General features: G+C 63.3%; 9 protein-coding genes. All 9 read right to left on the minus strand.

The window, feature by feature from the left end:
- Window positions 1–659 precede the first annotated feature (659 nt).
- Window positions 660–10,382 carry a hemagglutinin repeat-containing protein gene (locus tag M0D65_RS21820; protein WP_266254522.1) on the minus strand — a complete coding sequence of 3,241 codons (9,723 nt, stop codon included), beginning with the start codon at window positions 10,380–10,382 and terminating at the stop codon, window positions 660–662.
- Window positions 10,383–10,602: 220 nt separating this feature from the next.
- Window positions 10,603–10,758 (minus strand): hypothetical protein, encoded by a 156-nt coding sequence (locus M0D65_RS21825; RefSeq protein WP_266254524.1) that lies wholly within the window; start codon window positions 10,756–10,758, stop codon window positions 10,603–10,605.
- Window positions 10,759–10,784: 26 nt separating this feature from the next.
- Entirely contained in the window at window positions 10,785–11,888 is a 1,104-nt protein-coding gene (locus M0D65_RS21830) for a PleD family two-component system response regulator (protein ID WP_301718812.1), read from the minus strand.
- 36 nt (window positions 11,889–11,924) lie between these two features.
- Window positions 11,925–12,941 carry a chemotaxis response regulator protein-glutamate methylesterase gene (locus M0D65_RS21835; protein WP_266254525.1) on the minus strand — a complete coding sequence of 339 codons (1,017 nt, stop codon included), beginning with the start codon at window positions 12,939–12,941 and terminating at the stop codon, window positions 11,925–11,927.
- Window positions 12,938–15,334 (minus strand): hybrid sensor histidine kinase/response regulator, encoded by a 2,397-nt coding sequence (locus tag M0D65_RS21840; protein ID WP_266254526.1) that lies wholly within the window; start codon window positions 15,332–15,334, stop codon window positions 12,938–12,940. Before M0D65_RS21840 ends, M0D65_RS21835 begins: the two co-directional genes overlap by 4 nt.
- Window positions 15,331–16,080, minus strand: a complete 750-nt coding sequence (locus M0D65_RS21845) for a chemotaxis protein CheW (protein ID WP_266254527.1) — start codon at window positions 16,078–16,080, stop codon at window positions 15,331–15,333. Before M0D65_RS21845 ends, M0D65_RS21840 begins: the two co-directional genes overlap by 4 nt.
- 7 nt (window positions 16,081–16,087) lie before the next feature.
- Window positions 16,088–17,488, minus strand: coding sequence for a protein-glutamate O-methyltransferase CheR (locus M0D65_RS21850; RefSeq protein WP_266254528.1), 1,401 nt, complete (start codon window positions 17,486–17,488; stop codon window positions 16,088–16,090).
- A gap of 8 nt (window positions 17,489–17,496) precedes the next feature.
- Complete coding sequence (locus M0D65_RS21855) at window positions 17,497–17,991, minus strand: chemotaxis protein CheW (protein ID WP_266254529.1); 495 nt, start codon at window positions 17,989–17,991, stop codon at window positions 17,497–17,499.
- Window positions 17,992–18,057: 66 nt separating this feature from the next.
- Window positions 18,058–19,734, minus strand: a complete 1,677-nt coding sequence (locus tag M0D65_RS21860; protein WP_091012435.1) for a methyl-accepting chemotaxis protein — start codon at window positions 19,732–19,734, stop codon at window positions 18,058–18,060.
- Between the last annotated feature and the right edge of the window lie 127 nt (window positions 19,735–19,861).

Raw genomic sequence — 19,861 nt, forward strand, 5'->3', positions numbered from 1 at the left:
CACCAACAACCATGAATAGCAATCCAAGGAGAAAACATATTCCCCAAGCAACCGGCGACGTCACGTACTTCGTGGGAAGGTAGATTAGCAAGGCTCCAAGGACGAACGATCCAACACGAAAGGGCCGCGTGAAATTGCCCGTCTCAATGAGTCGAAATTTCATCATTTCCTGTGACTGCTTTGGTAAATCCGCTCCATCGGGTATTGATCTGGTTCTCGAAAATAGCCCCCTCGGCAACTGTGGCGCCACATTTCCCGCTTGCGCGATTGCCGGCCCGGCTAACGGAAACTTGTTGCCGAGGACGAACGTGGCTACATGACTGGGCCAAAGGCCGATACCATGCGTGCAAAGATGCAGCAAACGGAACTGAACAACACCTATAGACAGCAAACCCGGCCACCACCTGGTTTGCTGTCTATATATCGCTATGGTTGGCGAATCTTCGGCCAAGCAAGCAGCGTAAAAGTGATCGCAAGCAGCGTTCCCTTTACCAGAATGCTTTTTATACTGACTGCCCCGAGCACGCCTGCCATTCCCAATTTCTGATAGCAGCCACTAACGAAGAAGCAACTCACGTAAGCGCCGACCATCCAAATTATCGCCATTCCCGGAATGCAGATGAGAAGGAACAAGGCCAGTGCAGAGAGTAATCGCTTTATCATTTCTTTGCCCTAGACGGCTGAGACTGCATCTGCTGATAGACACCGTCAATTACCTCCTGTCCTGATGCGCCACCAATAGCTCCCCCGATAGGGGCAAAGGTATTCGGAGCAAACAAATTCCATCCGCTACCAGACCACGATCCTGGCGATACCCAGCTCGGACTATTGATGCCGGGCTTACGGACGGCATTGACCCCAGACTCACCAAGCTTCCCAATACCATAACCAAGACTGGATAGCAGGCCACTGGCAAAGGCCGATCCTGCAACGCTATCGTTCTTGCCAGACACTGCATTATTGACCGCCGTACCTGCCGCACCGCCCACGCCATTCACAAATACATTCCACCCAAGTCCGCCATATGCGCCGGCCATGCCGGTACCAAAGCTGGTCGCCACATCCACCGGATTGACCGTCCCGCTCTGGAGATACTGCGCACCTGCATTGATTCCCGCGCTAATCGCGCCGGTGCCCACCGGCGACGCCCACGCTCCTGAACCCAATGCCCCGCCCGAACTGAAGATTGGTACGCCCGGTAACGCTGCAACCGGTCCCGCGACAGCAATACCGCCCGCGAGTATTGCGGCTCCAATCGTCCCCTTCGTATAGGCATCACGATACGCAGCGTCGCGATTGACCGAGTTCGCTATATCACCTGCAGCCGGTCGGTTCGGCCCTGCGCCGTTCGAGTAATAACCCGCATACATGTTCGGATTCGCCTTCTGGTCGGGCGTCGCATAGAACATATAGCCCGGTCCACTGCTGCCATCAGCCGGCAGCATCCCATGCGCCTGACTCAGGAACTCACTCGCGCTCTGATTCCATGCTCCCGGCGAGCCGTTTTGCACCTGACGGTCTGCCTGTGCCGTCAGATCCTTAATCGCCTGGTCAACCGAAACGCCTTGCTGCCTTGCGTATCGCGTTGCATTGTCTTTGATCCACTTCTGCTCATCCGGATGCAACTGCCGGTTGTAAAGATCAGCACTCAACGCCCCACCCGCACCACTTATCACCCCCGCCGCAGCACCCACTACCCCACCAGCCACCGCACCGGCCGCACCCGTTACAAGATTCGTCAGCAGCGTGCCGCCTAGCGTGTTCCCCGCCATCTGCCCCACAGCCGCACCCGCATAGTCTCCAGCAACCGTCCCGACCACCGCACCCGCCACATTCCCACCACCCAGCGCCGCCGCTGCAGCCGAGACGATCGAATGAGCACCGACCCGGCTCGCGCTGTCCCCGTTCCACATCGCGTATTGCCGGTTAGCCGTATCCAGTTCCGCCTGCGCCTTCGAAATCGCCGCCGCGTCACCGGACGCCTGCGCCGCAGTCAGCCCGTCACTCGCCTTCTTCACAGCCTCAGCAGCCTTATCCGTGAGGTGCTTCCCGACTTCACCCACCACCTGCATCCCGACCTGACCCGCCGCCTGCTGTACCGCCAGATCGTTCTGCACCTTCCGCGCATCGAACGTGTTCTGCACCGCGCCGTTTGCAATCGACATGTCACGGTTCAGGCCCACCGCGCTGTCATGACCCGTACCGGCATCGCCGCGAACGGTGATGCTGCCCGGGCTCACCGTCGCGTAGGTCGTACCGGTCACATCGCTGCCCGTGCCTGCCGCCGAGAACCCGACCGGCCCCAGACCATTCGCCGTCACCGGCCCCGGACTCATCGCCCCGGCCTGTGTCACCGGCGTATTCAGATTGATCCCCTTCGACGAACTGTTGCCAACACCGCCGCTCGCGCTGAACCCCACCGCACTGCCTGAATGGCTCGCACGGTTCTCGATGTCCGTATAACCGAAGCTCTGCGTAGAGAAGCTGTTCCTATCCCCGCCCGCCGTCGCAGCGATCGCGCCACCATCCAGTTGCGTATGGTTACCGACATTGACCTCATACCCGCCATCGCCCGCAAAAATCCCGCTCTGCCGGTTCACCGATGCGAACGTCGCCCTGATGTTCTGCTGGCTGACATTCACGCTGCCGTTCACCGTCTGACCCAGGCAGAACGGCGGCACGCAGACACTCATCTGGAGTCCAGCGCCTGTCTGCCTGCTCTCGTACGTCGCCGTATCCTGCTGACTCTCGATGTTCAGATCGCGACCGACATCCGACACCACACGGTTCCCTGTCGCCTGCGCACCGCGCAGGTTTGTATCCCGGCCGCTCTTCACCGTAAGCGTATCGCCCGCCGACACCACCGTGTCGCGGTTCGTCACGCTCTGTCCGCTGACGTTGCCGCGCGCCGCGCTTGCGGCCAGCTCCAGCGTAAAGCCGTTCTGCTGGCCACCGAGGTTCGCGCCGATCCCGATACTGCCTCCACTGCTGCTGTTCCAGTTCGATATTTGCGTCGTGTCCTTTGCACTCTGCAGGTTGATGTCGCGTGCCGCGTCCAGCACCACGTTCCTGCCGGAGATGCGCGTGCCTCGCGCGTCGATATCGCCGTCGGTCGCAAAGCCATCGGCATCCTTCGCACCGCTCCCCGTCGCAATCAGGCTGACTTTCCCGCCCGCCGTGAGCGTACTACCTGCGTTCGCCAGCGCGCTGCTGCGCGACTCGCTGCTGGACACCCCACCACCCACACTCGCCGTCGCCTTCACGAGCGGCTGCGCAGTCGACTTGCCCGCATCGAATGCCTGCGCCACCCTGGTTGCGTTGTAGGCGGTGAGCGCCGCCTGCGTCTTGTCGAGCGCTCCAAGTCGCGCATCGTCGCCGCGCGCCGGATTGCCCATCGTCTGGTTCACGGCAGACATTGCATTGCCCACTGCTCCGCCCAGCGCGAGGCTGACACCAAACTGGCTCGCGTGCTGACTCATGCTGTTCTGCGTCCTGTCTGTGCCCGAATCGAGATGCAGATTCTCACCTTGCAGCTTCAGGTCCTTGCTTGTCATGAGGTCGGAGCCTGTCACCGTAAGATCTTTCTTCGCATCGAGCGTTACGTTTCCGCTCGCGCTTGCGATCTGGCTGCGCATCGTGCCCTGCATCTGGTTCGCGCTGTCCTGCACGCTACGGCTGTTCGACACGCCAACGCTGAAGCCCGTGGACGTACCGTTGCTGCCGAGATTTCCGATCCGGCGGCTGCTCGATTCCTCGTGGCTCCGATTCGTCTCCAGTCCCGCGAGCACATTGACTGCGCCCTGGTCTGCTGTGACCTTCACGTCGTGTGTGCCGCTCACGCCCGAGCCGATGACGTTCACGTCGCCCGTGCGGCCGCGGATCGTCACGCTGTCGCCGGATACAACGGTTGCGGTCTGGCGCGTTCCCGACAGGTTGCCGTCCGAATTCTCGCGGCTCGCGTTGTATGGCGAGAGGCCGACGCCATCGTTATTCGCCGTCCCGCTGATCCAGCGCACAACATTCCCGAGGCTGGGCGACGACAGGAGCGCGAGGCTCGTGCTCGAGCTACTCGAGTGCGTGTTCTGCTGATACTGATCGGTAGACGCTGCCAGCGTGACACGCCGGTTCGCGTCCAGCAGCGTCTTGCCACCTGCGCTGATCGAAGAACCCACCACTGTGATATCGCCGTCCGTCGCATGCCCTTGCGTGTCCCTCTCCGAGCCACCGGTGGCGATCACGGTAACGTTGCCCGCACCACGGATCGCGCTACCGGCATTCGTCCGGCTCGATCTGTCGGTCACGCTGCTGCTTTCACTGCGACCATAGGTCAGCGCAATCGAAGGGACGTCGAGCATGCTCGCGCCAGCCTCGGTCACGACGCCGTGAGCACGTTGAAACCCGTTACCACTCGACGCGTTATCGCGCACATTTCGGACCGCATCGAACGGCGTGCCCGTAATGGCAGCCGTGAAGCCGCGCGACTTCGACTCCTGCTGGTCGTGTGCACGGGCGTCGTCCTGGCCCGGATCAATCGTGACCTTCTGGCCAGCAATCCTGATGTTACCCGTCGCATCCGCCGGATCGTCCGCCGCCTTGCCGGCGATAACGTCGCTGCCGCCGATGTGAACGTTCTCCCCGGCCTTGATCGACACGTTGCCTTGCACACTCCCCACCGCGCTGCGCCGCTGGCTCTGCTGAACGCCCTGATTGTCCGACTGTGCCTTCTGTTGCGTCGAACCGATCGTAAAACCCAACCCGCCCGAACCCATCAGACCCGACCGCTTCCTGTCGTAATACGCGGACGAATCGTTGCGGTCTTCCGCTGCGAGGATATTCACGCGCCGCGCGGCGTCCAGCGAAACATCGCCCGTACCAACGACCGCGCTACCGGTCACGTTGATATCCTTGCCACTATGGATCGATACGCTGTCGCCCGACACCAGCGAGCCGTTCGCGTTATCGCCCGCATAGCCGCGTGCGCTATCGGTCGACCTGCGTGACAGCGGATTGCGCGACTCGGCGTGGCTTGCCGAGTTACCGTCTGCCCGGGTACGCATCTCCGCGATCGTCACGTCGCCGCTCGCACCGAGACTAACGGCGCCATTTCCCGCGCCGTTTGTTCCCGCCGCAATGCCCGATCCCGTCACCGCCAGGTTTTTCTGCTCGCCAATAGATGCTTCAGGCAGCACCAACATGCCATCCGATGTCCTTTGCACACCCGCGAGCACCGTCGCGCTCCCGCCCGCCGACAGCCGGCTGCCCACGCCCGTTTCGAGCGTCCGGTTATCGACGCTCCAGTTCTTCCCGGCGGCGGCATTCAGACGAGTCGACGTGCTGTCCTTCGCCGCCTGGATCGTCACATTTCCTGAGCCGGCCACCAGCATGTCGCCACCCGACTTCAGCGTGCTCCCTGTGATGCCGATATCGCCACCGCTCGTCACGCCCAGATTACCGCCTGTCTGCAGCACACTGCCAACCTGCGCCGTATCGATCTGCTGCCGGGTATTGCGTGCATCGGTCTGCGTCGACACGCTCGAACCTGTCGCGACCGTCCCGACGTTGACCGCGTTTCCGGCCATGACACTCAGGTTCTGCCCGGCCGACACCCGCGCGCCCCGAACGTCGATATCGTTTCCGGCCTGCATCATTAGATTGCTGCCCGCCGTCAGCTGACCCAGCGCCGCAATCGACGTGTGGGTCGATGTCCCCGTCGCGAAGTGTGTCGTTTCGGTGCCGGTGATCGACTGGTTGACGATATCGCGGCCGGCGACCAGCGCCAGATTGTCACCGGAGATCGTGCCACCGAGATTCTGGATGTCGTTCGAGGCCAGCAGCACCGTATCGCGCGTGCCGGCGACCGTTGCGCCCTGATTGAGAATGTCGCGGGCCTTGAGAGCGACCGCGTCGCCCGCGATCAACGCGCCGGTCGGCGACAGGTCCAGGTTGCCCGGCTTCGACAGATACACCTGCGGCACGAGGGCGGTCTGCTCGCTTCCGTCGGGCAACGTGACAGTCTGATTGACGAGCCAGACGATATCGGTTGTCAGGGCCGCCATCTGCGCATCGGTCAACGCGATGCCGGGCGCGAGGCCGAACTGTCTGGCAAATACAGCGCCGTTGGTCATCAGTTGCCGGTATCCGGCTTCGTTGCTCGAGTGGCCTGCGAGATACCGCTTGCCGGTCAGGTTCGTGATCTGGTTCATCACGAGTTGCGATTCGTAGTAACCGTCGCCCAGACGCTTTGCTATTGCGCCAGGATCCAGTCCCAGTTGCGACAGCATGTAGTCACTCGAAATGAAGCTGCTATAGCGTGTGAAGCGTGGATCGGTGACGACCGCATACGGTTGCTCTGGAGCCGTTACGAGCGTGAACAGGCCGCCAGGCGGCAACGCCAGGTTCGGCATGGTAGTGCGTGCGCCGTCGACTGTCCTGATCGCTCCGCCCGGGCCGGTCGACTGTCCACCCGCGAGCGTCGCCGCTGTCAGCCCCAGCACAACCGCACTCGCGCCTGTCGGGCCAGTCGTTGCCGGCACACTCGTATTCACAATGCTGCCGGCATCGATGGTGACAGTCTGATTGCTCGTGATGGTACCGCCCGCGATACCTGTCGGCAGCGTGATCGATGGTCTCGTCCATGTGGTCCACTGGGCGGGCGCCGTCGGATCGCTCGCCCACGGGCTGCCGTATCCAGAGCTGTTCTGGAACGAGTAGGTGGTCGACAGCTGCGTCGACGTGTTTCTGATCATGGCGTGACTGCCGTCGTCCGGCACCGCCTGATCGTTGACGCGCAGGTCGCCGCCCGCTGCAATCGTCCCATTGTCGTTGTGCAGTTGCGTACCGACCGTCAGATTCATTGCGGCGCCCGAGGTCAGCAGTGCCGCAGCACCGTTCGTCGGTGACAGCGTGGTCTGCGCCACCGTCCGGGTCGCAATCCGTTCGACTTCGACCGGGTAGGAACCCGGCCCGCTGCCACCCCGGCGTTGCTCAGTGTCCTTCTGGATCAGCGTCGTCGGATCGGTGTATTGCGGATAGGTCTCGATGCGCGTACAGGCCGACGTGCAATTGCCGTACTGATTCGAATAGGTGGTCGTCCCCTGCTGGTTGTCCGTCGTCGTCTTCGAGAATTGCGGCCATGCCGTACCGCCCGCGTGATCGGGATTCGACTGCCCGGTCTGAACACTGTATGCGTACAGCACGACCTGGCCTGCGTCTGGTGTAAGGCGGGAATCCTTCTGGAACTCGACGCGCGAGCCACCATTGGGTTGTGAATACGTCAGGCCGCTTTGCCGCCACTGGAATGCGGAAACACTGGAAGGCAGGTTTGCCACGACCTTCTGGACGACAAAACCGTCCGGCGTCACGACGGGCGTGATGGACACGATGTCGGCCGGATTCAGGTAGTACGCGTCCCGCATCACGATATTGGCGTTCTGCGGTGTCCACCACGGCAACTCCGACATCGTCGATGTCGAACTCGATGTATCGGTTTGCGTCTGGATATCCTGCCGGACGTTGTTCAACTGGTTCGCCGCGACGTTCAGTTGACCGCCCGCCTCGATCGTCGACGAGAGATTGTTGACGGTGCCGGTCTGGTTGACCAGCTTATCGTTCGCATCCTTCTGCCCGTCCCTTGCAATGTTGATATCGCCCAGACTGACGATCGTCGCGCCGTGCTGACTGGTGAGCGTTTCCGATGCGTAGAGATTGACCTGGTTCGCACCCGCAATGACCGCCTTCGCACCGTCGTTGACGATGGTGCCGGCGGTATGCGTCAGCGTGCCGCCGATGATCGCACCGGTATTGGTCAGTATGTTGCCGCTCGTCGTGACAGCATTGCCGTCGATACTGCCCGCGTTGTCGATGTCGCCCGGACCTGCATCCAGCGTCGTCATGCCGCTGGAATCGTCTCCTGGGTTACCAGACGCGAGCATCGCGCCTGCCTGGTTCACGATCCCGTTTGCGTTGATCGTCATGTTGCCGGCCGATGCAAGCCTGCCGGTATTGGTCAGTTGCCCGGTCGTCGAAAACGTCAGATGGCGATTGGCGGTGATCAGGTTCGCAGCGTCGTTCGTATAGTTGCCCTGCAGGCTCACGGTCGTATCGCGGCCACCGGTCAGTCTGCCGTCGCCCATGAGCACACCGGCCGTAACGATAAGGTCCTGTGTACTGGTAATCGCGCCGCCCGGATTCGTCAGGGTCCCCGTCTGGACAGAGACGTTACCTGGGGAACCGGCCAGATTGCCGATCTGGCCGCCGGTGTTATCGAGGCGCGCGGTATCGAGATTGACGTGTGCCGCGTTGACGGTGCCGCCGACGTTGGAGAAGGTCGACGTAGGGCGATGCATGCTCAACGTACCGCCCGCCGTCAGGTTGCCGCCGTCGTTCACGATCTGGTTCGCGTTTCCGAACGTCAGGTTGTCCCCCGCGACGAGTTGCCCCTTCGCGGTGTTCATGATCGACGCGCCGTGCACGGCGACATCGCCGTTCCCGCCCGCCGTACCACCTGTATTGATGAGTTGCGTGCCCGCGTCGATCTGCGTTGTGCCGGTGCCCGCGTTGACGATTCGTCCGGACGTGTTATCGATGCTCGCGCCCGTGACGCTCAACGTACCGTCGTCGCTCAGGCTTTCGAGCTTGCCGCCCTGATTCGAGATCGCACCGGCGGCGGTCGCTTTGAGTTCGTTGCGAGCCTGGATCACACCGTGAGCGTTCGACAATGCCCCTGCGACAAGACCGATCTGCGTCGCAGTGAGCGTGCCGTTGCTGTTGTCGATCGTACTGCCTGTGACAGTGAGCGCCCCGCCGCTTTGCACGGTGCCCTGGCTGTTCGAGAATGCGCCGGTCTGAAGCTGCATCGCACCTTGCGATTCGAGCGTGCCACCGACATTCGATATGCGTCCGGAGGTCGCGTTGACATCTTGCTGACCCGACACCTTGCCGTAGTCATTGACGAGCGCACCTGCCGCGTTCACCGTGACGCTCCCCTGGGCACTCGTCGTCGCATTCGTGAGATTCACGTCGCCGGTCGTGGAGGTCATCGACAGGTTGCCGTTCACGGCCGTCGTGCTGCCAGCAAGATTCACCGCGGAGCCTTTTAGCGTCGCGTTACCGCCCGCAAGGTTCCTGCCCGTCGCGCTCAACCGACCCGCTGTTGTGAGCTGCAGCTCCCCGGCTTGCGTGAGCACGCCATCGCTGTCCACACCCGCGCCGAGCGACCCCGTCGAATTGAGCGAACCTGCATTCAGGCTCACGTGGCGCTGGGCGGCGAGTGTGCCGGAATTCACCGCATCCGCGCTAGTGTTCAACGACACCGACTGCCGGCTATACGTGGTACCGCTGTTCTCGATACCACCCGCCGCCGATACCGCAACGTTGCCGAGCGCACTGATCGTGCCCGTCTGCACGAGCCGGCCTTCGGTTGTCAGCGTCAGGCCCATCGCGTCTGCTGCGATCGTGCCGGCGTTGCGAACACCGACACCACCCTCTGTACCGACCAGAAAAATCCGGTTCGCGTACATCCCGCCGAGCTGGCCGATATCGACGGAGACGGCGGGCACCGCACCTTCGCCCTGAATGCGCGAGGTCGCCAACGTGCCATGGTTGACCTGATTCGCGCCCGTAACAACGCTCAGGTGATTCGCGTAGATCGCGGCATTCGCTTCTACTGCCCGCGCAATGAGATCGACACGATCGACACCCGACGCATTCAGCCCCGAGCCCACCACCGTGACGAGACCACGATTGACGTTGAAACCAGCAAGCGAGCCATCTACCCCATAGAACGGTATCCCGGTCGTCAGCGTCGCGCGACTTGTATTGATGAATCCACCACCGTCCACAACCAGTCCCGACGGATTCGCGATCACCACGTCCGCACGTTGACCTGCAACCTCAACAAACCCTCGCAACTGCGACGGATTATTGCTGTTGACCTGGTTGACGATGATCCTGGCCGCGTCATTCGCTCCGAAGTTCGGATTCCCGTTGATATAACCCGCTTGTTGCGTCTGCACGATCGTAGGCGAGTTGTTCAGGATCGCGCCGGCCCTCTGCACGTCGAACTGATTGTAGGTGTTGACCGATACCCCCGCACCCGAGGGACGCGCCACGTCGACCTGGGGCAAGCCGTTCTGTGTCTGGATTACGTGCGCGCCGGAACCGGGCGCGGCAACGATCTGGGCCACCGCGCTTGCTGGCACGCCCAGAAGCAGCATGGCAGCCAGCGCTATCGGGCACCGTGTTGCCTGCAGTATCGCGGAAACAACCAGCGCACCAGATGCACGGCGACCGCCCGCGGCGTGCGGCGCCAGGCCATTCTCCTGCACCACCATGAGCGCGCCCCGAGCGCGATTGAAGATAACCCGATAGCAGTTCTTGTTCATTATTCACGGCGTGCGATTCACGCGCAGGTTCTGGTCTGCGCGTAAGCGTATCGAAGCCGCGAACGGTATTTGTGAACAATTGCCAACGCGTGAAGTACCGTTAGCAAACGAGCATCAGCAGGGGGATCTATGAATAAGGCTGGAAGTGCGTTTACGCCATTTTTCAGACAGCAAAGCGGCGCACGACAACTTGCGGAGTGTCGAGCGAGTAAAGCAAGCCTCAATGGCGCCCGTCCACCAGATACGCTGCAATACACGCCGCCGTCTCTTCAGCAGACACGCCGGCGTTATCGAGAACAACGTCGCTGAACGCCCGCGACCGATATCCCTTCGCATACATCTCGACGATGCGCTCACGCTCCTCGTGCGTCAGCACGCGCGAGCCCAGATCAAATCCGCCCACTAATCCCGCATCGCATGCGGATCCGCATTCGCGACCACACGGTTCTTGCCATCCCGTTTCGCCTGATACAGCGCAACGTCGGCGGCTTCGATCAGCGAAGTCGTCGCCGCTTCCACTTCGGGCACGACCGTTGCACCGCCGATACTGATCGTCACGTAGTCCCCCGTCGACGATTGCCGGTGCGGCAACTGCAGTGCCTCGATCCCGGCGCGGATCTTCTCGGCAAGCAGTTTCACGCCACCTGTCGACGTCCCCGGCAACACCACCGCGAACTCTTCGCCACCAAAACGCGCCGCCAGATCGCCGGCACGTCCAAGACACCCTTCGACCGTCGCCGCGATCTGCTTGAGCACTTCATCGCCGGCAACGTGCCCGTACGTATCGTTGTACAGCTTGAAGTTATCGACATCGATCATCAGCAGCGACAGCTCCGATTGATCGCGCAGACCGCGTCGCCATTCGGCGCTCAGATACTCGTCGAGATAGCGCCGGTTCGACAGTCCGGTCAGACCATCCGAATGCGTGAGCCGCCGCAACTCAAGATTCGCCTCGAGCAGTTGCTGCTGCGACTGTCGCAACGCGCGATACGCTTCATCGCGTTGCAGCAGGTTCACATACGAGCGCGAGTGATATCGAATACGCGCGACCAGTTCGATGCGGTCGGGCAGTTTCACGAGGTAATCGTTCGCACCGGTAGCAAACGCCGCGCTCTTGATAACCGGTTCTTCCTTGGTCGACAGCACGATAATCGGTACATCGCGTAACGCCGGGTTGGCGCGATACGCCTTCACGAGCGTGAGCCCGTCCGTGCCGGGCATCACCAGATCCTGCAGGATCACCGTGGGCCGCGTCTGCACCGCGGCGTACATCGCCTCGTCGGAGTGGGCGCAGTAATGGAAGTCGATACCGTCCTCGTTCGCCAGCGCGCGACGCACGGCTTCGGCAACGATCGCCTGGTCGTCGACCAGCAGAACCATCGCGGGCACGGCCGACGCCAGCGGTGTCTGTAGCGCGGCATGGACCGCGTCGAGCGTCGGATGTACGCCTTCTTCGGTCGTGACGCGACCAGCCTGGTCAGGCTCGCCGCTTCGGTCTGTATCCATATTCACCCCTCGCTATGCTCAGATAGTCCTACTCTCTCATTGTGATTTTTTGACCAAGGCCAGCAGTTCGCCCGCTACTTTATCGAGCGGCAGAATCGAGCGCGCCGCACCCAGCGCGGCCGCGGCTTTCGGCATGCCGAACACCGCGCTCGTCGCCTCGTCCTGGGCGATCGTGTGGTAACCCTTCGCGCGCATGGCCTTCAACCCGATCGCGCCGTCGCGCCCCATGCCGGTAAGCAGTACGCCAATTGCGTTGGCCTGCCAGTGCTGGACCACGCTGTGAAAGAACACATCTACCGACGGCCGATACGGCGTGTCGGCAGGCTCGCGCGCGTAATCGAGCGTACCGGTGCGCGTGAGGTTCAGATGATCGTTGGTCGCCGCCAGCAGCGCCTCGCCAGGCTGCGGCCGGTCACCCGGTTGGGCGACGCGCACGTGCAGCGGCGTCTGGCCATCGAGCCATTGCGCCATGCCCTCTGCAAACGCCTTGTCGACGTGCTGCACGATCACGAGCCCCGCGCGGAAATCTGCCGGCAATTTGCCGAGCACGGTTGCAAGCGCAGTCGGGCCGCCCGCCGATGCGCCAATTGCCACCAGCGTCGAGACCTTACCCGTTGCACGCGGCACGGCAGCCGTCGTGCGCCGCGCCACCGGCTGTTCCAGCAACCGGCCAATCTGGTCGATCTTCTCGAGTAGCTGTTGCGAACTGTCGGCCAGCGTATGGTCGGCGAGTGTCGGCGTGTCGACCGCATCGAGCGCACCCGCGCCCATCGCTTCATAGACCCGCCACGCGTTCGCGCCGACGCTACTCGTAACGACGAGGATCGCGCACGGCGTGCGCGACGCCATGATGCGCCGTGTGGCCTCGACACCGTCGAACCCTGGCATCACGAGGTCCATCAGCACGATGTCGGGGGGCTGCGCCGCGCAGAAATCGACGGCATGGGCGCCGTCGGGCGCGACCCAGAGCACGCGGTGCTCGGGGCGTAATGCGATCGCGCGGCGTATCGCTTCGACCGCGAGCGGTAAGTCGTTGACGATCCCGATGTTCATGAACGGGCTTCTCCGATCAGATCGCGCACTGCATCAAGCAGTGCTTCGTCGTGAAAACTGCCTTTCGCGAGATAGTAATCGGCGCCCGCATCGAGCCCGCGACGACGATCCTCCTCACGATCCTTGTACGACACGATCATCACCGGCAGCGATTTGAGCGCCGCATCGCGCCGGATCAACGTCACGAGTTCGATGCCGTCGATGCGCGGCATGTCGATATCGGTCACCACCAGATCGAACTCCGCATTGCGCAACGCGTTCCAGCCATCCATGCCGTCCACCGCGACCGTCACCAGATAACCGCGCTTTTCCAGCAGCTTGCGCTCGAGTTCGCGCACCGTCAGCGAATCCTCGACCACCAGCACGTGCTTGCGTGTCTCGACTGTCGCGCCTTGCGCGCGCCGCACCTTGTCGAGCTGGCCGCCGCGCACGAGCTTGTCCACCGAGCGCAGCAGGTCTTCGACATCGACGATCAGCACCGCTTCGCCGTTTTCCATCAGTGCGCCCGCGGCAATGTCCTTGACCTTGCCGAGCCGGCTATCGAGCGGTTGCACCACGAGCATGCGCTCGCCGAGAAAGCGATCGACGGCGATGCCGCACAGTTCGCGTTCGTCGCCGATCACGACCACCGCGACGCCGGCACGCGCGTCATCCGACACGGGCGTACCAAGCAACTGATGCGCGGTGACGAGACCAATCGGCTTACCTTCGAACCCAAAGTGCTGCTGCCCTTCGAGCATATCGATGTCGTTGCGCGTGAGTTCGAGTGTGCGCCGCACATGCGCAAGCGGAAACGCATACGCTTCGCCACCAACCTCGACCAGCAGGCTGCGTATCACCGACAGCGTAAGCGGCAGTTGCAGCACGAAGCGCGCGCCGCGCCCGGGTTCGTTGTGGATGCGTACCGTGCCGCGCACGGCCTTGACCATCTCGTGGACCGCATCGAGACCGACGCCGCGACCCGACACGTCGGTGACGCGCTCGCGCATCGAGAAACCGGGCAGCAGCAGAAATTCGAGCAACTCATGATCGGTCAGGCGCGCGGCCGTGTCGTCGTCGGCGAGACGACGGCGCACGACCGCTGCCCTCACGCTGTCCAGATCGATGCCGGCGCCGTCGTCGCTGACGGAGATCAGCAGCTTGCCCGCGCTATGCCGCGCTTCGAGCGTCACGGTCGCCTCGGCGGGTTTGCCGCGCGCCGTGCGCGCATCGGGTGTTTCGATACCGTGATCGAGCGCGTTGCGCAACAGATGTCCGAGCGGAGCATCGAGCATGTCGAGAATGTCGCGGTCGACCTGAGTCGACTCGCCGACCACCGAGAAACGCACACGCTTGCCAAGCGAACGCGCAAGATCGCGCACGATACGCGGGTACGCATGCGCCGCATCGCCGAACGGTCGCATCCGCGATTGCAGCGCTTCGTCGTAGAGCTGCTGCGCGAGATGGGTGCTGCGGCGATCGAACCGGTCGAGTTCGTCGATGCGTGCGCCAAGCACCTGCTGCATGTTGCCGAGCGTTTCGCGTACCCGGTTCAGCGCGGCAAGCGCATCGGCATCGAGACGCTCCGCGAGGGTCTCGTAGAACGTATCGAGCGAACGAGCGGCGTCGCGCTGGGTGCGCTTCACGCGCAGCATCGATTCGGCGAACGGTTTGAGCCAGCGCGCTTCGACCAGCGATTCGCCCGACAGACTCAGCAACCGGTCGAGGCTGTCCGCGCGCACGCGCAGCATGCGATGCGGATCTCGGGTCGGATTGATGTGCGCGAGGGGTACTTCGGCGGCAGTTGGCGCGCTCTGGTCACTAGCGTCCCTGTGGTCTGCGCGGGCGGGCGGCTGCACCGCTAACGATGCAACAGGTTGCTGCGAGGCCAGGCGCGCGTCCGGCTGTGCAGCCGCATGCGCATTGAGCAGCGCAAGCGCGGTGCGCAGGGTGGCGTCGTCGTCGGCACTCGATGCTTCGTCGGGTTCGTTGAAACTGACACCGACCGGCGCGGCCGGTTGGGCGCCGAACGTCGCGAGACCCGCCACCCATGCGTCGACTTCACCGCGCAAGACCGGCACTGCGGGGTTCGCTTCGCCGATACGCAGCAGCATGTCGGCGCCGCGCAGCAGCTCGTCGATATGTTGTGCGGTAAGCACCAGCTCTCCATGCTGCGCAGCGACGAAGCATTCCTCCATCATGTTCGCGACATCGACGCCGTCCGGCAAGCCGACGATACGCGCCGCGCCCTTCAACGAATGTGCGGCCCGCATACAGGCTTCGAGCGCGCCAGCATCGGCCGGTGCATGTTCGAGCAGCAGCAACCCGTCGGAAAGCACGCGCGTCTGCACCTGCGCCTCTTCGCGGAACAGTTCGAGCAACGACAGGCGGCCCGGATCGTCGGTGCTGCTCATCGCAGGTTCCTCGCAAGCGAGTCGAAAACGCGCGCCGTATCGAGCAGACCGATCGTCGTATCGCGCCACGCAAGCACGCCGCGTGCGTGCGATGCGGTTGCATGCGCAAACGTTGTCGGGACCGGCATCACCGTGGACGTCGCAAAGCGCACGATGCCTTCCACTTCATCGACAGGGAATGCGGCCGGTTCGCCACGATGCGTCGCGACGAGCATGCGCGCATAGACAGTGCGACTGGCGTGCCGCGCCGGGCCGTTACGATCGAGATTCAGCAGCTCGCCAAGCGATGCGGCAACCGTGAGCGCACCGCGAATGTTGACGAGACCGAGCACCACACGATTGCGTCGGTGCGGCAACGAATGGATCGGCCGCGGCTCGTCGACCTGGCGCAGCGCGGCGGCCGGCAGCGCGAGCCATTCGTCCGCGACGCGAAACACGAGCGCGGCTTCAAGCGATGCGCGATCGACGTCGGCGAGATCGTGAGCGGCGAGCGCACGGGCGGCGTGTTCTCGCGAAGCCGACGATGCAGCCTGCGCGGACGGATACGACGCGTCCAGCAGGCCTCGCGCATCGTCGAGCGGGCGATCGAGCAGCAATGCCGCGCCGCGCTCGAAGACCGGGCAGTTCAGGCAGCGCGCGTACTCGACAAGACGCGGGCACGAGCCATCGCCGCGCGAGCCGATGCGGTTCCAGCAATCGTCGACGGGTGTCGTTGTCTGCCCGTTGTCGGTGGCGACGTGAATCATGCGTTCCTCACGATGGGTCCGCGCGGCCCGATCCGCGCGTCGACATCCGCGCCATCGCGCGCTGGGCGCGCAGCGTCATCTGCTGCGCACCGGCTGCGTCGCCGCTCACGTCGAGCAGCACGGCAAGATGCGTCAGCGCTTCATAGTGAGCAGGCGCGAGATAGAGCGCCTTGCGATAGAAATCGACGGCCTGGGTGCGCTCGCCGCGCGCATCGGCGATCAGGCCGAGCAGATAGAACGCCTCCGCTTCAGGCCGATGACCTTCGATGAACGTGCGCACCAGACGCTCGGCGTCGTCGAGCAGACCCGCATCGGCGAGCCGATGGGCTTCGGCAAGCCCAGACGAAGCAGACGCCGATACAGATGCGGACGCAACCGGCGCAGAGGTCTTAGTCGCGGCACGGCGCGCAGCAATCTCCGACGGACGCGATGCGGCAAAGGGCGGCGGCGTAGCGCGTGCGGGGGCCTGCTTCAACGTCGTTGTCCGCGCAATGGGCGCGACCGGCAGGACCGCACCGTCACCCACCGGAACAGCCGCAGACAACGCAAGCCACTGGTCCGCTCGCGTAGCACCGCCGAACAGGTTTTTCTCATCGGCCGGCAGGCGCTGAAACGCAAACGCAAGCGGAATGCGCGCGGACGTCAACGCGTGCCGCATCATCAGTCCGGTTTCGGCGGGGCCGACAAAGATCGTCCCGCCGTCCGCGAGCTGCGCATCGAGCAGACGGATCGCACGGTCCTGCGCGTCGCGGTAAAAGTAGATCAGCACGTTGCGGCAAAAAATGAAATCGTAGCGAATATCGGCCTGCTGCGAAGGCCCAAACAGATTGCCTTGCGTGAATCGCACGGTCCTCTGCACACGCTCGTGCAACTGCCAGCCTTCCGCGGTTTCGTTGAAGTGGCGGGCACGAAATTCGAGCGCGTGCCCGCGAAACGAATTGCGCCCATACACCGCGCGCTGTGCGCGTTCGATTGCCTGGCCACTGATATCGACTGCATCGACGGTAAAGCGCGTCGGGTCGATGCCGGCATCGAGCAACGCCATCGCCGCCGAATACGGTTCCTCGCCGCTCGAACACGGCGCGCTCAATACGCGCAGCACACGCGTCGGCGCACTGGCGAGCCGCTCATGCGCGAGCCGTGCGAGCGTGGCAAACGCCTCGCGCTCGCGGAAAAACCAGGTCTCCGGCACCACCAGCGACTCGACGAGCGCCTGGCGCTCTTCGGGCGAGATGTTCAGCAGGACCCAGTACGCGTCGAGTGCGACGTCTTCGGGTAGCTCGTCGTGCTGGGTCGCGCGCACGCGTTCGAGCACCGCGCGACCGAACGCGTTGACACCAAGCGACGACGCATCGATGCCCGTCTCCGACGAGAGCCAGTTGACGAAGCGTGGATCGGCGAAAGTCATGGGCGTCATCACGTGGGGGCGGCCACTGCTACCGCGGACGCGGCCGGAAACAGCAGCGCGCGGGTTTCATCGTCGAGCATCTGTTCGACATCGACCCATTGCACGAGCCCTTCGGCATCGCTTGCAACGGGGCCGAGCCAGCGCGCATGCGGTGTCGCGACGCCGCTGTCGGCGAAGCGCTCACGCTCGATGCGCTGCGTACGCGTCGCGCGCTCGAGGATCAGGCCGAGCAGATGTTCGGTCTCTTCGATATGCGGCGATACGCCGCTGCGATAGCGCACGAGCACGAGACGCGTGGAGCGCAGCGCACGCGCCGCACGGCCAAGCGCCAGCCGCGACACGTCGATTACCGGCACCGGCGCGCCGCCGTGCTCGATCACGCCTGCAATCCATGCAGGCGTGCCGGGAAGCGCTCGCGCCTGGGTGTAGGCGAGCACCTGAACGATCGCTGCCGCATCGAGTGCGTAGCGCTCGCCGTCGAGTTCGAACTGGAGAAAGAGCATCGCGATTGCCTGCGCGGTCCGGTGCGGGTGTCAGCCCTTGAGTCAGCCCTTGAGTCAGGCTTCGAGTCAGGCTTCGATCTTGAAACGCGACACGCCGGTACGCAGCTGATTCGCGACCAGCGTCAGATCGTCGATGGCCTGCGAGGACTGGCGCAACGACTCGGCCGTTTGCTGCGCGGCCTCCGACAGTTGCGACAGTGCCTGGGTAATCTGCTCGGCGCCGCTTGCCTGGGTCTGCATGCCTTCGTTGACCATCTGGAAGCGCGGCGCGAGTGTCTGCACCTCGGTGATGATCTGCGACAACTGGCCGCCCACCTGATGCACGTCGCGCATGCCGCGCCGCACCTCTTCGGAGAACTTGTCCATACCCATCACCCCGGCCGATACCGCCGACTGGATGTCCTTTACGGTCTGCTCGATGTCGTATGTCGCCACCGCGGTCTGATCGGCGAGCCGGCGAATTTCGGTCGCCACGACCGCGAAGCCGCGACCGTATTCGCCGGCTTTCTCGGCTTCGATCGCCGCGTTCAGCGACAGCAGGTTGGTCTGGTCCGCGACCTTGGTGATCGTCGCGACGACCTGGTTGATGTTGATCGCCTTCTCGTTGAGGATCGCCAGCTTCGCGTTGACGGAGCCGGCCGCTTCCATCACGCTGCGCATCGTTTCTTCCATCCTGGACAGACCGGTATGACCTTCGCCCGCGAGCGACGCCGACTGCTCCGCGACGTTCGACACTTCGTTCATCGTGCGCAGCAGATCGCGCGAGGTCGCGAAAATCTCGCGCGAGGTCGCGCCGATTTCAGTGGTGGTCGCGGCGGTTTCGCTCGCGGTCGCCTGCTGTTCCTTCGACGTCGCCGCAATCTCCGCCACCGACGTCGTCACCTGCAACGACGACTTCTGCGCCTGCGAAACAAGGCTCGCCAGTTCTTCGGACATGCGGTTAAAGCCGTCTTCCAGACGACCGAACTCGTCGTCGCGCCGCAGATCGAGCCGCTGCGTCAGGTCGCCGGTGCGCATGCGGTCATGCACTTTCACGAGTTGCGCCATCGGCACCGTGACCGCCTTGAGCAACGCGTAGCCGGTGGCGAGCGAAATCAGCAGGATGATGCCGAGCGCCGTGGCGAGCGTGATCTGCGTGCCGGTCACCGAGCTGCGGATCAGTTGCGCCGATTCATCGGCGCGTGTGCTGTTTTGCTTGACCAGCACATTCGCCGTGCGGATCACTTCGTTCCACACCGGTGTGAGCTTCACGAACGCGGCCTGGGCTGCCGGTTTCGATGTCTGGGCAATACGCACCGCGTCGTTGAGCAGCGGCACATACTGGTCGTAGGCGCTGCGAAACGCGCGGAACTGCTCGCGGTCCTGTTCGTCGTAGATGGTCGCCTGATAGTCGGCGCTCAACTGGTCGAAGTTTCGCAGGGCATCGGGTACGCCGTCGATGTCGCGTTTCGCATCGTCCGCAGTAGCGTCGACAAACGCCGCCCGTTCGAGCATCGTGTAGCTCACGTTCGCCGCCGCACGCAGCGACGTCGACAGATAGAGCCCGGGCACCGAATCGCGGCCGATGCTGTGCGCTTCTTCGTCGATCGCCCGCAGGCGGTTGTAGGAAATTGCCGCCATCACGAGCAACAGCACGAACAACGCGCCGAAACTCAGCACGATGCGGTTGCCGAGCGACAACCGGCCGCCGCCGAGCATGACAGGCAGATTCTTGTTGCTTCCGATGGATGTCGTGCTGGCCATGTTCCGGATAACTCTCAAAGACCGTGGGGTGAATTAAGCAACGCCCGGGAAGTATTTCTCTAACTATCGAGGGCGTCAGTGCGGAGGATACACCGCGCAGGCAACGGCTAATACGGGGAAAAACCTC

It is taken from the genome of Paraburkholderia sp. CHISQ3, assembly GCF_030464945.1.
Lineage (GTDB): Bacteria > Pseudomonadota > Gammaproteobacteria > Burkholderiales > Burkholderiaceae > Paraburkholderia > Paraburkholderia megapolitana.

Coding starts and splice junctions, on each gene's coding strand:
- M0D65_RS21860 (WP_091012435.1), bottom strand. CDS start 19,734: ATGGCCAGCACGACATCCATCGGAAGCAACAAGAATCTGCCTGTCATG.
- M0D65_RS21830 (WP_301718812.1), bottom strand. CDS start 11,888: ATGGATACAGACCGAAGCGGCGAGCCTGACCAGGCTGGTCGCGTCACG.
- M0D65_RS21840 (WP_266254526.1), bottom strand. CDS start 15,334: ATGAGCAGCACCGACGATCCGGGCCGCCTGTCGTTGCTCGAACTGTTC.
- M0D65_RS21820 (WP_266254522.1), bottom strand. CDS start 10,382: ATGAACAAGAACTGCTATCGGGTTATCTTCAATCGCGCTCGGGGCGCG.
- M0D65_RS21835 (WP_266254525.1), bottom strand. CDS start 12,941: ATGAACATCGGGATCGTCAACGACTTACCGCTCGCGGTCGAAGCGATA.
- M0D65_RS21850 (WP_266254528.1), bottom strand. CDS start 17,488: ATGACTTTCGCCGATCCACGCTTCGTCAACTGGCTCTCGTCGGAGACG.
- M0D65_RS21845 (WP_266254527.1), bottom strand. CDS start 16,080: ATGATTCACGTCGCCACCGACAACGGGCAGACAACGACACCCGTCGAC.
- M0D65_RS21855 (WP_266254529.1), bottom strand. CDS start 17,991: ATGCTCTTTCTCCAGTTCGAACTCGACGGCGAGCGCTACGCACTCGAT.